This window comes from Kineosporia sp. R_H_3, from assembly GCF_002198675.1.
Lineage (GTDB): Bacteria > Actinomycetota > Actinomycetes > Actinomycetales > Kineosporiaceae > R-H-3.
Genome location: NZ_MWLL01000184.1, coordinates 18,587 through 30,669 on the forward strand (window position 1 = coordinate 18,587; position 12,083 = coordinate 30,669).

A 12,083-nucleotide genomic window follows, 5' to 3' on the forward strand; every position below is an offset into this window, starting at 1 on the left:
GTCAGTTCTCCTTGAAGGGGAAGCCGAGGTGACGCAGCAGCGCCCGACCCTCGTCGTCCGTCGTCGCGGTCGTCACGACGGTGATGTCCATGCCCCGGACCCGGTCGATGCGGTCCTGGTCGATCTCGTGGAACATCGACTGCTCGTTGAGACCGAACGTGTAGTTGCCCCGCCCGTCGAACTGCTTCGGCGACAGGCCGCGGAAGTCGCGGATGCGCGGGAGCGCGACCGACAGCAGCCGGTCGAGGAACTCCCACATCCGGTCGCCGCGCAGCGTCACGTGACAGCCGATCGGCATGCCCTCGCGCAGCTTGAACTGCGCGATGGACTTGCGGGCCTTGGTGACCTGCGGCTTCTGGCCGGTGATCGCGGCCAGGTCGCGGATCGCGCCCTCGATCAGCTTGGAGTCACGGGCCGCCTCGCCGACGCCCATGTTGACGACGATCTTCACCAGACCGGGCGTCTGCATGACGTTCGGGTACGAGAAGTCCTTGCGGAGCGCCGGCGCGATCTCCTCGCGGTAGCGCGTCTTGAGCCGCGGCAGCACCTTCGTGCCGGTCGTCTCGACCGTGTCGCTCGTCATCAGATGTCCTTACCCGAGCGCTTGGCGAACCGGACGCGCACGGTCTTGGTGCGGCCGTCGCGCTCGACGGTCTCGGTGCGGATGCCGACGCGGGTCGGCTTCTTCGTCTCCGGGTCCACCAGCGCGACGTTGCTGATGTGGATGGGGGCTTCCTGCGTGATGATGCCGCCGGTCTTCGCCCCGCGGCCCGAGGTGCCCACCTTGGTGTGCTTCTTGATCCGGTTGACGCCCTCGACGAGGACCCGGTTCGTCTCGACGTACACCGCGATGACCTTGCCCTGCTTGCCCTTGTTGGACTTGGGGCCGGAGATCACCTGGACGGTGTCGCCCTTCTTGATACGGATCTTCGCCATGTCAGAGCACCTCCGGCGCGAGCGAGATGATCTTCATGAACTTCTTGTCGCGCAGCTCGCGGCCCACCGGGCCGAAGATGCGGGTACCGCGGGGGTCCCCGTCGGCCCGCAGGATCACGGCTGCGTTCTCGTCGAAGCGGATGTACGAGCCGTCGGGACGGCGGCGCTCCTTGACCGTGCGGACGATGACCGCCTTGACGACGTCGCCCTTCTTGACGTTGCCGCCCGGGATCGCGTCCTTGACGGTCGCGACGATGACGTCGCCGATGCCCGCGTAGCGGCGACCGGAGCCACCGAGAACGCGGATGCAGAGAATCTCCTTGGCACCCGTGTTGTCGGCGACTCGCAGTCGCGACTCCTGCTGGATCACTTCGTTTGCTCCTGTCGTCGCGCCGGTTCTCCCGCGAGGGAGCCTTGCGGAACTGAAATGGCAGTTGCCTGTGGCGCACGTCCGGCCGGGTCACCCCGGCCGGACGGCACCGAACGTCTTACTTGGCCTTCTCGAGGACCTCGACCAGACGCCAGCGCTTCGTCGCCGACAGCGGCCGGGTCTCCATGATGAGCACGAGGTCGCCCACGCCGGCGGTGTTCTGCTCGTCGTGCACCTTGACCTTGTGCGAACGCCGAAGGACCTTGCCGTAGAGCGGGTGCTTGACCCGGTCCTCCACCTCGACCACGACGGTCTTCTGCATCTTGTCGCTCACGACGTAGCCGCGACGGGTCTTGCGGTACCCGCGCGTCTCCTCGGTCTCGCTGGTCTCGCTCACTGCAGCCTTCTCGCTCGTCTCGCTCATGCCTGCGGCCCCTCGGTGATGCCGAGCTCCCGCTCGCGCATGATGGTGTAGATCCGCGCGATGTCCTTGCGCACGGCGCGCAGGCGGCCGTGGCTCTCGAGCTGCCCGGTGGCCGACTGGAAGCGCAGGTTGAACAGCTCCTCCTTGGCCTTGCGGAGCTCCTCGACGAGACGATCGTCGTCGAAAGCCCGCAGGTTCTCCGGAGCCAGGTCCTTGGAACCCACTGCCATCAGAGGTCACCGCCCTCGCGCCGGACGATCCGGCACTTCATCGGCAGCTTGTGGATGGCGCGGGTGAGCGCCTCACGAGCCACCTTCTCGCTGGGGAACGACAGCTCGAACATCACGCGGCCGGGCTTGATGTTCGCGATCCACCACTCGGGCGAGCCCTTGCCGGAACCCATGCGGGTCTCGGCGGGCTTCTTCGTGAGAGGACGGTCCGGGTAGATGTTGATCCAGACCTTGCCGCCACGCTTGATGTGGCGGGTCATCGCGATACGAGCGGCCTCGATCTGCCGGTTGGTCACGTACGCCGGCTCGAGGGCCTGGATGCCCCACTCGCCGAACGTCACAGCCGTGCCACCCTTCGCAGCGCCCGTACGGTCCGGGTGGTGCTGCTTGCGGTGCTTCACACGACGGGGGATGAGCACGGCTCAGGCCTCCGTTCCACTGGTCGGCTCGGCCGCGGCCGGAGCCTCGGCAGCCGGCGCGGCCGCGGCGGGGGCCGCGTCCTGACCGGGAGCGCTGTCGGGACGGCGACGCTGCGGACGGGCCGCGCGGTCGCCGCGCGGGCCGCCGTCACGGCCGCCCTCGCGCCGCGGAGCGCGCGGCGCAGCCGCCTGCTCGCGGGCGAGCTCGCGGCTCGTCACGTCACCCTTGTAGATCCAGACCTTCACGCCGATGCGGCCGAAGGTCGTGCGGGCCTCGTAGAAGCCGTAGTCGATGTTCGCGCGCAGCGTGTGCAGCGGCACACGACCCTCGCGGTAGAACTCCGACCGGCTCATCTCGGCGCCGCCGAGGCGGCCCGAGCACTGGACCCGGATGCCCTTGGCACCCGCGCGCAGCGACGACTGCATGCCCTTGCGCATCGCGCGCCGGAAGGACACGCGGCTCGCGAGCTGCTCGGCGATGCCCTGGGCGACCAGCTGCGCGTCGATCTCGGGGTTCTTGACCTCGAGGATGTTCAGCTGCACCTGCTTGCCCGTGAGCTTCTCGAGCTCGCCGCGGATGCGGTCGGCCTCCGCGCCGCGACGGCCGATGACGATGCCCGGCCGGGCGGTGTGGATGTCGACGCGGACGCGGTCCCGCGTGCGCTCGATCTCGACACGGCTGATGCCTGCACGGTCCATGCCCTTGGACATGAGCTTGCGGATCGCCACGTCCTCCTTCACGTAGTCCCGGTAACGCTGACCGGTCTTCGTGGAGTCGGCGAACCAACGGCTCTTGTGCTCGGTGGTGATACCGAGGCGGAACCCGTGCGGGTTGACCTTCTGCCCCACTATCGGGTCCTCCCCTTCGTACTCGACTTCGCCGCGGGCGATGCCCCGGCGCCGGACTTGGCCGGCCGCGGTGCGACCACGACCGTGATGTGGCTCGTGCGCTTGTTGATCCGGTACGCGCGACCCTGCGCACGTGGCCGGAAGCGCTTGAGCGTCGGGCCCTCGTCGACGTAGGCCGCCGACACGAAGAGCTCACGCTCGTCGAACGGCTCCGACGCCTTGTCGGCCTTCACCCGCGCGTTCGCGATCGCGCTCTGCACGACCTTGCGAACGGTCTCGCTCGCCGCCTGAGGGGCGAACTCGAGCACCGCGAGCGCCTGCTGGGCGTCCCGGCCACGAATGAGGTCCACGACGCGGCGGGCCTTCATGGGCGTGACGCGGACGTACCGCGCCTGCGCCTTGGCTTCCATCGCTGTCCCCTTGCCTTCTACCACTGGGGTTGTCCTTGAGCTTTCTGTGAACGACCGGCCACCGCGTCAGCGGCGGCGGCCCTTACGGTCGTCCTTCTCGTGGCCGCGGAACGTCCGGGTCGGAGCGAACTCCCCCAGCTTGTGGCCGATCATCGACTCGGTGACGAACACCGGGACGTGCTTGCGGCCGTCGTGCACCGCGAGCGTGTGACCCAGCATCCCCGGGATGATCATCGAGCGACGGGACCAGGTCTTGATGACGTTCTTGGTCCCCTTCTCGTTCTGCACGTCCACCTTCTTCTGGAGGTGGTCGTCGACGAAGGGGCCCTTCTTCAGACTGCGAGGCATCGTTCAGGGCTCCTGTCAGCGCTTCTTGCCGGTACGACGGCGACGGACGATGAGGGAGTCGCTCGGCTTGTTCGGCTTGCGCGTACGACCCTCGGCCTGGCCCCAGGGGCTGACCGGGTGACGGCCGCCGGAGGTCTTGCCCTCACCACCACCGTGCGGGTGGTCGATGGGGTTCATGGCGACACCACGGACGGTCGGGCGCTTGCCCTTCCACCGCATACGGCCGGCCTTGCCCCAGTTGATGTTCGACTGCTCCGCGTTGCCGACCTCACCGATCGTCGCGCGGCAGCGGACGTCGACGTTGCGGATCTCGCCCGACGGCATGCGCAGCTGCGCGTAGGGGCCGTCCTTGGCGACGAGCTGCACCGAGGCCCCCGCGGAACGGGCGATCTTGGCGCCGCCGCCGGGGCGGAGCTCGATGGCGTGCACGACCGTACCGACCGGGATGTTGCGCAGCGCGAGGCTGTTGCCCGGCTTGATGTCGGCCGACGGGCCGTTCTCGATGCGGTCACCCTGCGACAGCTTGTTCGGCGCGAGGATGTAGCGCTTCTCGCCGTCCGCGTAGTGCAGGAGCGCGATGCGCGCCGTGCGGTTGGGGTCGTACTCGATGTGCGCGACCTTGGCCGGCACTCCGTCCTTGTCGTGACGACGGAAGTCGATGACGCGGTACGCACGCTTGTGGCCGCCGCCCTGGTGCCGCGTCGTGACACGACCGGCGTTGTTCCGCCCGCCGTTCTTCGACAGCGGACGGACGAGCGACTTCTCAGGCGTGGTCCGGGTGATCTCGACGAAGTCGGCGACGGACGAGCCACGTCGGCCCGGCGTCGTCGGCTTGTACTTACGGATTCCCATGGGGTTTCAGTCCTCGAGTCAGATCAGCCGGGCCGTCAGGCGACCGGACCGCCGAAAATGTCGATGGTGCCGTCCTTGAGCGTGACGATCGCGCGCTTGGTGTGCTTGCGCTGACCGGTACCGAACTTGGTCCGGCGTGTCTTGCCCTGACGGTTGGCCGTGTTGACCGAGGACACCGTGACGCCGAAGACAGCCTCGACGGCGCGCTTGATCTCGGACTTGTTCGCCCGCGGGTCGACGAGGAAGGTGTACTTCCCCTCGTCGAGGAGCCCGTAGCTCTTCTCGGAGACGACCGGCGCGAGCAGGATGTCGCGCGGGTCCTTGTGGACGTTGCCGATGGTGCTCACAGCGCAGCCTCCTCGGTCTCGCTCTCGGACGCGACGGCCTTGACGCCCTTGCCCTTGACCGGGCCGGCGACGAAGGCCTCGAGCGCACCGGCGGTGAACACCACGTCGTCGGAGACGAGCACGTCGTAGGTGTTCAGCTGGTCGGCGACGATCGCGTGGACCTGCTCGAGGTTGCGCAGGCTCTTCCACGCGACGTTGTCGTCACGCTCGACGACCACGAGCAGGTTCTTGCGGGTCGACACGTTGAGCAGCGCCGCGAGCGCCGACTTCGCCGACGGCTGCTCGCCCTCGACGAGGCTGGACAGCACGTGGATCCGGCCGTGACGGGCCCGGTCCGAGAGGGCGCCGCGCAGGGCGGCGGCCTTCATCTTCTTGGGCGTGCGCTGCGAGTAGTCCCGCGGCGTCGGGCCGTGGACGACCCCACCACCGGTGAACTGCGGCGCACGGGTCGAGCCCTGACGGGCGCGGCCGGTGCCCTTCTGCTTGTACGGCTTCCTGCCGCCGCCGGAGACCTCACCACGGTTCTTGGTGGAGGCCGTGCCCTGGCGCGCCGCGGCGAGCTGGGCGACGACGACCTGGTGGATCAGCGGGACGTTCGTCTGGACGTCGAACACCTCGTCGGGCAGGTCGGCCGTGCCGGCCTTCTTGCCCGTGGGGTCGAGCACGTCGACGGTCGCCATGTCAGGCTCCCTTCGCAGCGGTCTTCACCAGGACGACGGCGCCCCGGGGGCCGGGGACGGCGCCCTTGATGAGGAGCAGCCCGCGCTCGGCGTCGACGGCGTGGACGGTGAGGTTCTGGGTGGTCTGGCGCTCGGCGCCCATCCGGCCCGCCATCCGGACGCCCTTGAAGACGCGACCGGGGGTCGCGCAGGCGCCGATGGAACCGGGCGAACGGTGCTTGCGCTGCGTGCCGTGGGAGGCGCCGAGGCCCTTGAAGCCGTGGCGCTTCATGACACCCGCGGTGCCCTTGCCCTTGGTACGGCCGACCACGTCGACGACCTGCCCGGACTCGAAGAGCTCGGCGGTCACCTCCTGGCCCGGCGTGTACTCGCCCGCATCGGGCGTCCGGAGCTCGACGACGAAGCGGCGCGGAGTCACGCCTGCCTTCTCGAAGTGCCCCGACATCGGCTTGTTCACCTTGCGCGGGTCGATCGCCCCGAAGGCGATCTGCACGGCGTCGTAACCGTCGTTGTCTGCGGTGCGCACCTGGGTCACGACACACGGCCCGGCCTGGACGACGGTGACCGGCACGAGCTTGCCGGCGTCGTCCCAGACCTGCGTCATACCGAGCTTCTCGCCCAGGACACCCTTGATCTGCTTCGTCATGACTGCGAGGTCCCTCAGAGCTTGATCTCGATGTCGACCCCGGCCGGGAGGTCGAGCCGCATGAGCGAGTCGACCGTCTTCGGCGTGGGGTTGATGATGTCGATGAGCCGCTTGTGCGTGCGCATCTCGAAGTGCTCGCGGCTGTCCTTGTACTTGTGCGGAGAACGGATCACGCAGAACACGTTCTTCTCGGTCGGCAGCGGCACCGGGCCGGCCACGGACGCACCGGTACGAACGACCGTGTCGACGATCTTGCGCGCCGAACTGTCGATGACCTCGTGGTCGTAGGCCTTCAGCCGGATGCGGATCTTCTGTCCCGCCATCGCTTCGCTGTGCTCTCTCTCTTCGATCCGGTGCTTCTCGTCACGGGTTCCTCGCGGCCGCCGACCGCCGTGGGTCTCCGACCCCCGAGGTCGGGCGTGTCGCGCGCTTCGCACGGACTGGCCCCGGCACCTTCCGGTGCCTCGATCTCGAGATGGTCGTCGACCCGGCAGGAGCCGGACAGCGGCGCGCAAGGCAAGGACCTCAGCGCACCGAACAACCTGAACAGTGTGCCAGAACCGGACAGCCCTTGGCGAATCCGCCTCTGGACGCGCGCCCGGTGGGCGCGCACGTCGTGCTGTGGTGCTCCGCCGGCCCCGGAAGGGCGTCGGACGGCGCACCGGCGGGGTCACCGCCGGCCTGCCCTCCGCCGCCCGGAACCCCGGGCCCGCGGTGTGCGGCGCGCCCGCAGAGGGCGTGCCGCGGGCCGCCGCCCACCTCGTCAGAGGCGGGCGGCGGCCCGTGGGATCACTTGAGGATCTTCGTGACCCGGCCGGCGCCGACGGTGCGGCCACCCTCACGGATCGCGAACTTGAGGCCTTCCTCCATGGCGATGGGCTGGATCATCTCGACCCGCATCTCGGTGTTGTCACCGGGCATGACCATCTCGGTGCCCTCGGGCAGGTGCACGACGCCCGTGACGTCCGTCGTCCGGAAGTAGAACTGCGGACGGTAGTTGTCGTAGAACGGCGTGTGCCGGCCACCCTCGTCCTTGCTGAGGATGTAGACGTTCGCCTCGAACTCGGTGTGCGGCGTGATCGAGCCCGGCTTGACGACGACCTGGCCGCGCTCGACGTCCTCGCGCTTGATACCACGGAGCAGGAGGCCGACGTTCTCCCCCGCCTCGGCGGTGTCGAGCAGCTTGCGGAACATCTCGATGCCGGTGACCGTCGTGGTCGTCGACTTCTCCTTGATGCCGACGATCTCGACCGTCTCGTTCACCTTGAGGATGCCGCGGTCCACCTTGCCGGTGACGACCGTGCCACGACCGGTGATCGTGAAGACGTCCTCGATCGGCATGAGGAACGGCTTGTCCGTCTCACGCAGCGGCTCGGGGATCGACGAGTCGACGGCGTCCATGAGCTCGAGGAGCTTGGCGCTCCACTCCTCGTCGCCCTCGAGCGCCTTGAGCGCCGAGACGCGGACGACCGGGAGGTCGTCGCCGGGGAACTCGTAGGAGGTCAGCAGCTCGCGGACCTCCATCTCGACGAGCTCGAGGATCTCCTCGTCGTCGACCATGTCCGACTTGTTGAGCGCCACGACGATGTAGGGGACGCCGACCTGGCGGGCCAGGAGGACGTGCTCCTTCGTCTGCGGCATCGGGCCGTCGGTCGCCGCGACCACGAGGATCGCGCCGTCCATCTGGGCCGCGCCGGTGATCATGTTCTTGATGTAGTCCGCGTGACCCGGGCAGTCCACGTGCGCGTAGTGCCGCGCCTCCGTCTGGTACTCGACGTGCGCGATCGAGATCGTGATACCGCGCTGACGCTCCTCGGGAGCCTTGTCGATCTGGTCGAACGGCGTGAAGGGGTTGAGCTCCGGGTACTTGTCGTGCAGCACCTTGGTGATCGCCGCGGTGAGCGTCGTCTTCCCGTGGTCGATGTGACCGATGGTGCCGATGTTGACGTGCGGCTTAGTCCGCTCGAACTTCGCCTTCGCCACGGTGGTCCTCCTGTTTGCGCTGTCGGGTGTTGGTGCTGCCTGACGTGATGGTCTTGGGGTTTGACGCTAGGTGGTGCCGGGCCTGCTGGTCGAACCGGTTACCGGTGGTGCCGGCGCTCCGGACCCGATCTGCCGACCGAGGCTCCCGAAGGGCGTGAGCCTGGGGCTCACTCCCCCCGGGACTTCTTGATGATCTCCTCGGCCACGTTGCGCGGGACCTCGGCGTACGAGTCGAACTGCATCGTGTACACGGCACGACCCTGGGTCTTGCTCCGCAGGTCACCCACGTACCCGAACATCTCCGACAGCGGGACCAGGGCCCTGACGACCTTGGCGCCGCTGACGTCCTCCATGGACTGGATGTGACCACGGCGGGAGTTGAGGTCGCCGATGACCTCGCCCATGTACTCCTCGGGCGTACGGACCTCGACGGCCATGATCGGCTCGAGGAGGACGGGGTCGGCGCGCCGTGCCGCCTCCTTGAAGCCCATCGAGCCGGCGATCTTGAAGGCCAGCTCGGACGAGTCGACGTCGTGCGAGGCACCGTCGAGCAGGCTCGCCTTGACGCCGACCATCGGGTAGCCGGCGAGGACGCCGTACTGCATGGCGTCCTGGAAGCCCTGGTCCACGCTCGGGATGTACTCGCGCGGGACGCGGCCGCCGGTGACCTTGTTCTCGAACTCGTAGAACGTGCCCTCGGCGGTGTCCATCGGCTCGATCTTGAACTGGATCTTGGCGTACTGACCCGACCCACCGGTCTGCTTCTTGTGGGTGTAGTCGTACTTCGGCACCGCGGTGCGGATCGTCTCGCGGTACGCGACCTGCGGCTTGCCGACGTTCGCCTCGACGGCGAACTCGCGGCGCATCCGGTCGACGAGGATGTCGAGGTGGAGCTCGCCCATCCCCTTGATGATGGTCTGGCCCGTCTCCTCGTCCTGCTGGACCTGGAAGGTCGGGTCCTCCTCGGCGAGCTTCTGGATCGCGGTGCCGAGCTTCTCCTGGTCGCCCTTGGTCTTCGGCTCGATGGCGACGCTGATGACCGGCTCGGGGAACGTCATCGACTCCAGGACCACCGGGTTGGCGATGTCGCAGAGCGTGTCGCCGGTGGTGGTGTCCTTGAGGCCGATGAAGGCGTAGATGTGGCCGGCGGTCGCTTCGTCGACCGGGTTCTCCTTGTTGGCGTGCATCTGGAAGAACTTGCCCAGACGCTCCTTCTTGCCCTTGGTCGAGTTGATGACCTGGGCGCCGGTGGTGATCCGGCCGGAGTAGACCCGCACGTACGTCAGCTTGCCGAAGAACTTGTGCGTGGCGATCTTGAACGCCAGCGCCGAGAAGGGCTCGCTCGACTCCGGCTTGCGCAGCACCATGACGTCGGGGTCGTTGACGGCGTGGCCCTCCATCGGGGGCACGTCGAGCGGCGACGGCAGGTAGTCGAGGACGGCGTCGAGCATGGGCTGGACGCCCTTGTTCTTGAACGCCGAGCCGCAGAGCACCGGGTAGATCTCGGAGGCGATGACCATCTTGCGGATGGCGCCCTTGATCTCCTCGGGCGTCAGCTCCTCGCCGCCGAGGTACTTCTCGAGGAGGGCCTCGTCGGTCTCGGCCACGCGCTCGATGAGGTGGTGGCGGTACTCCGCCGCCTTCTCGGCCAGGTCGGCCGGGATCTCCTCGATCGTGTAGTCCTCGCCCTTGCCGGTGTCCCCGCGCCAGGTGAGCGCGCGGTTGTAGACGAGGTCGATGACGCCGACGAAGTCGGACTCGGCGCCGATCGGGATCTGGATCGGCAGCGGCTCCGCGCCGAGACGCTCCTTGATCGTGCGCACGGTGAAGTAGAAGTCCGCGCCGAGCTTGTCCATCTTGTTGACGAAGCAGATCCGGGGGACGTTGTACTTGTCCGCCTGGCGCCAGACCGTCTCGGACTGGGGCTCGACGCCCTCCTTGCCGTCGAACACCGCGACCGCGCCGTCGAGGACGCGCAGCGACCGCTCGACCTCGACCGTGAAGTCGACGTGGCCCGGGGTGTCGATGATGTTGATCTGGGTGCCCTGCCAGAAGCAGGTCGTCGCGGCGGACGTGATGGTGATGCCGCGCTCCTGCTCCTGCTCCATCCAGTCCATCGTGGCCGCGCCGTCGTGGACCTCACCGATCTTGTAGTTGATCCCCGTGTAGTAGAGGATCCGCTCGGTGGTCGTGGTCTTGCCGGCGTCGATGTGCGCCATGATGCCGATGTTGCGGACCTGGTTCAGGTCGGTCAGCACGTCGAGTGCCACGGAAGTCTGCCTCGCCTCGTGTCGAAGTCGTCAGCCGGTGCGGGGTGCGGCGCGGGGGTGACCCGCGCCGCCGCGTCACCAGCGGTAGTGCGCGAAGGCCTTGTTGGACTCGGCCATCTTGTGCGTGTCCTCGCGACGCTTGACCGCGGCGCCGAGGCCGTTGCTCGCGTCGAGGATCTCGTTCATGAGCCGCTCGGTCATGGTCTTCTCGCGGCGCGCCTTGGAGTAGCCGACGAGCCAGCGCAGCGCCAGCGTCGTCGAGCGGCCGGCCTTGACCTCGATCGGCACCTGGTAGGTCGCACCGCCGACGCGGCGGCTCTTGACCTCGATGCTGGGCTTGACGTTGTCGAGCGCGCGCTTGAGCGTGATGACCGGGTCGGTACCGGTCTTCTCGCGGCAGCCCTCGAGTGCGCCGTAGACGATGCGCTCCGCGACGGACTTCTTGCCGTCGAGGAGAACCTTGTTGACGAGCTGGCTCACCAGCGGGGACCCGTAGACCGGGTCGACGATGAGCGGCCGCTTCGGGGCCGGACCCTTGCGGGGCATGTCAGCTCTTCTCCTTCTTCGCGCCGTAACGGCTGCGGGCCTGCTTGCGGTTCTTCACGCCCTGGGTGTCGAGCGAGCCGCGGATGATCTTGTAGCGGACACCGGGAAGGTCCTTCACACGGCCACCGCGGACGAGCACGATCGAGTGCTCCTGGAGGTTGTGGCCGACGCCCGGGATGTACGCCGTGACCTCGATCTGGCTGGTGAGGCGGACACGCGCCACCTTGCGCAGCGCCGAGTTCGGCTTCTTCGGCGTCGTCGTGTAGACGCGGGTGCACACGCCGCGCCGCTGGGGGCTCCCCTTGAGGGCCGGCGTCTTCGTCTTGCCGACCTTGTCCTGGCGGCCCTTGCGGACCAGCTGCTGGATCGTGGGCACCGGTTCTCCGAACTCTCTCTTCGCCTCGAGCCGTGGCTCGTGTGGTCTTCCGTCGTGGGCGGCGGCTGCCGCACCGGGTGTTCCCCGACCCCCGGGGTCGGGCGTGTCGCGTCGTCCGCGCTGCGCTCCGGACCGGTTCCGAGAGGGAGTCGGTTGGAGCAGGCGCTCTGGCTGCCACGAGTCGCTGGACGTTTCGGCTCAGCGACCGCCCCGGGCAGCCGGGAAAGCCCGGGCAGACCCAGGCACGGATGTCGAGGTTACCCGTCTGCCGCAGCGAGCGTCAAAACGGCCCCCGCCCCGTCGGCGGGTCCCCCGGCGGGTCGCCGACGCCGGGCGGAGGAGGGCTGGTAGTGCCCTCCCCCACCGGCGCCGGCGACACCGTGGGAACAGTGCCCCG

18 protein-coding genes are annotated in these 12,083 nt (G+C 68.3%); all 18 read right to left on the bottom strand.

Going from position 1 to position 12,083, the window contains the following annotated elements; translation table 11 throughout:
* Position 1: 1 nt before the first annotated feature.
* Positions 2-583: a 50S ribosomal protein L5 gene (gene rplE, locus ECOMGDLI_RS20615; protein ID WP_088318759.1), complete on the bottom strand. Its 582-nt coding sequence runs from the start codon at positions 581-583 to the stop codon at positions 2-4.
* Positions 583-936, bottom strand: coding sequence for a 50S ribosomal protein L24 (rplX, locus tag ECOMGDLI_RS20620; RefSeq protein WP_088289643.1), 354 nt, complete (start codon positions 934-936; stop codon positions 583-585). Before rplX ends, rplE begins: the two co-directional genes overlap by 1 nt.
* Before the next feature lies 1 nt (position 937).
* Positions 938-1,306, bottom strand: a complete 369-nt coding sequence (gene rplN, locus ECOMGDLI_RS20625; RefSeq protein WP_088289642.1) for a 50S ribosomal protein L14 — start codon at positions 1,304-1,306, stop codon at positions 938-940.
* A 118-nt stretch (positions 1,307-1,424) separates the two neighbouring features.
* Positions 1,425-1,730 carry a 30S ribosomal protein S17 gene (rpsQ, locus tag ECOMGDLI_RS20630; RefSeq protein ID WP_088318760.1) on the bottom strand — a complete coding sequence of 102 codons (306 nt, stop codon included), beginning with the start codon at positions 1,728-1,730 and terminating at the stop codon, positions 1,425-1,427.
* Positions 1,727-1,960, bottom strand: coding sequence for a 50S ribosomal protein L29 (gene rpmC / locus ECOMGDLI_RS20635; protein ID WP_088289640.1), 234 nt, complete (start codon positions 1,958-1,960; stop codon positions 1,727-1,729). Before rpmC ends, rpsQ begins: the two co-directional genes overlap by 4 nt.
* The gene (rplP, locus tag ECOMGDLI_RS20640; protein ID WP_088289639.1) at positions 1,960-2,379 is read right to left on the bottom strand and encodes a 50S ribosomal protein L16; all 420 of its coding nucleotides are present in this window, start codon (positions 2,377-2,379) and stop codon (positions 1,960-1,962) included. The genes rpmC and rplP overlap by 1 nt, the downstream gene beginning before the upstream one ends.
* A 3-nt stretch (positions 2,380-2,382) precedes the next feature.
* Positions 2,383-3,228, bottom strand: a complete 846-nt coding sequence (gene rpsC / locus ECOMGDLI_RS20645; RefSeq protein WP_088289638.1) for a 30S ribosomal protein S3 — start codon at positions 3,226-3,228, stop codon at positions 2,383-2,385.
* Positions 3,228-3,638 carry a 50S ribosomal protein L22 gene (gene rplV, locus ECOMGDLI_RS20650; RefSeq protein WP_088289637.1) on the bottom strand — a complete coding sequence of 137 codons (411 nt, stop codon included), beginning with the start codon at positions 3,636-3,638 and terminating at the stop codon, positions 3,228-3,230. The genes rpsC and rplV overlap by 1 nt, the downstream gene beginning before the upstream one ends.
* Positions 3,639-3,704: 66 nt before the next feature.
* A complete protein-coding gene (rpsS, locus tag ECOMGDLI_RS20655) occupies positions 3,705-3,986 on the bottom strand; it encodes a 30S ribosomal protein S19 (RefSeq protein ID WP_088289636.1) in 282 nt (93 codons plus the stop codon).
* 15 nt (positions 3,987-4,001) lie between these two features.
* Positions 4,002-4,838: a 50S ribosomal protein L2 gene (gene rplB, locus ECOMGDLI_RS20660; RefSeq protein ID WP_088318761.1), complete on the bottom strand. Its 837-nt coding sequence runs from the start codon at positions 4,836-4,838 to the stop codon at positions 4,002-4,004.
* Positions 4,839-4,873: 35 nt separating this feature from the next.
* A complete protein-coding gene (gene rplW / locus ECOMGDLI_RS20665; protein ID WP_088289694.1) occupies positions 4,874-5,176 on the bottom strand; it encodes a 50S ribosomal protein L23 in 303 nt (100 codons plus the stop codon).
* Between the two features lie 5 nt (positions 5,177-5,181).
* Positions 5,182-5,865 carry a 50S ribosomal protein L4 gene (rplD, locus tag ECOMGDLI_RS20670; protein WP_088318762.1) on the bottom strand — a complete coding sequence of 228 codons (684 nt, stop codon included), beginning with the start codon at positions 5,863-5,865 and terminating at the stop codon, positions 5,182-5,184.
* A 1-nt stretch (position 5,866) separates the two neighbouring features.
* Entirely contained in the window at positions 5,867-6,511 is a 645-nt protein-coding gene (rplC, locus tag ECOMGDLI_RS20675; protein ID WP_088289633.1) for a 50S ribosomal protein L3, read from the bottom strand.
* 14 nt (positions 6,512-6,525) lie between these two features.
* Positions 6,526-6,834: a 30S ribosomal protein S10 gene (gene rpsJ / locus ECOMGDLI_RS20680; RefSeq protein ID WP_088289632.1), complete on the bottom strand. Its 309-nt coding sequence runs from the start codon at positions 6,832-6,834 to the stop codon at positions 6,526-6,528.
* Between the two features lie 466 nt (positions 6,835-7,300).
* Positions 7,301-8,494: an elongation factor Tu gene (gene tuf / locus ECOMGDLI_RS20685; RefSeq protein WP_088318763.1), complete on the bottom strand. Its 1,194-nt coding sequence runs from the start codon at positions 8,492-8,494 to the stop codon at positions 7,301-7,303.
* A gap of 167 nt (positions 8,495-8,661) precedes the next feature.
* Positions 8,662-10,764, bottom strand: coding sequence for an elongation factor G (fusA, locus tag ECOMGDLI_RS20690; protein ID WP_088318764.1), 2,103 nt, complete (start codon positions 10,762-10,764; stop codon positions 8,662-8,664).
* A 75-nt stretch (positions 10,765-10,839) separates the two neighbouring features.
* The gene (rpsG, locus tag ECOMGDLI_RS20695) at positions 10,840-11,310 is read right to left on the bottom strand and encodes a 30S ribosomal protein S7 (RefSeq protein WP_088289629.1); all 471 of its coding nucleotides are present in this window, start codon (positions 11,308-11,310) and stop codon (positions 10,840-10,842) included.
* A 1-nt stretch (position 11,311) separates the two neighbouring features.
* Complete coding sequence (gene rpsL / locus ECOMGDLI_RS20700) at positions 11,312-11,686, bottom strand: 30S ribosomal protein S12 (RefSeq protein ID WP_088289628.1); 375 nt, start codon at positions 11,684-11,686, stop codon at positions 11,312-11,314.
* Between the last annotated feature and the right edge of the window lie 397 nt (positions 11,687-12,083).

What these genes read in the sequence shown, in the direction of transcription:
- rplB (WP_088318761.1), bottom strand. Translation starts at nt 4,838, where the DNA reads ATGGGAATCCGTAAGTACAAGCCGACGACGCCGGGCCGACGTGGCTCG.
- rpmC (WP_088289640.1), bottom strand. Translation starts at nt 1,960, where the DNA reads ATGGCAGTGGGTTCCAAGGACCTGGCTCCGGAGAACCTGCGGGCTTTC.
- rplE (WP_088318759.1), bottom strand. Translation starts at nt 583, where the DNA reads ATGACGAGCGACACGGTCGAGACGACCGGCACGAAGGTGCTGCCGCGG.
- rpsJ (WP_088289632.1), bottom strand. Translation starts at nt 6,834, where the DNA reads ATGGCGGGACAGAAGATCCGCATCCGGCTGAAGGCCTACGACCACGAG.
- rpsG (WP_088289629.1), bottom strand. Translation starts at nt 11,310, where the DNA reads ATGCCCCGCAAGGGTCCGGCCCCGAAGCGGCCGCTCATCGTCGACCCG.
- rplX (WP_088289643.1), bottom strand. Translation starts at nt 936, where the DNA reads ATGGCGAAGATCCGTATCAAGAAGGGCGACACCGTCCAGGTGATCTCC.
- rplV (WP_088289637.1), bottom strand. Translation starts at nt 3,638, where the DNA reads ATGGAAGCCAAGGCGCAGGCGCGGTACGTCCGCGTCACGCCCATGAAG.
- rpsS (WP_088289636.1), bottom strand. Translation starts at nt 3,986, where the DNA reads ATGCCTCGCAGTCTGAAGAAGGGCCCCTTCGTCGACGACCACCTCCAG.
- rplC (WP_088289633.1), bottom strand. Translation starts at nt 6,511, where the DNA reads ATGACGAAGCAGATCAAGGGTGTCCTGGGCGAGAAGCTCGGTATGACG.
- rplD (WP_088318762.1), bottom strand. Translation starts at nt 5,865, where the DNA reads ATGGCGACCGTCGACGTGCTCGACCCCACGGGCAAGAAGGCCGGCACG.
- rpsQ (WP_088318760.1), bottom strand. Translation starts at nt 1,730, where the DNA reads ATGAGCGAGACGAGCGAGAAGGCTGCAGTGAGCGAGACCAGCGAGACC.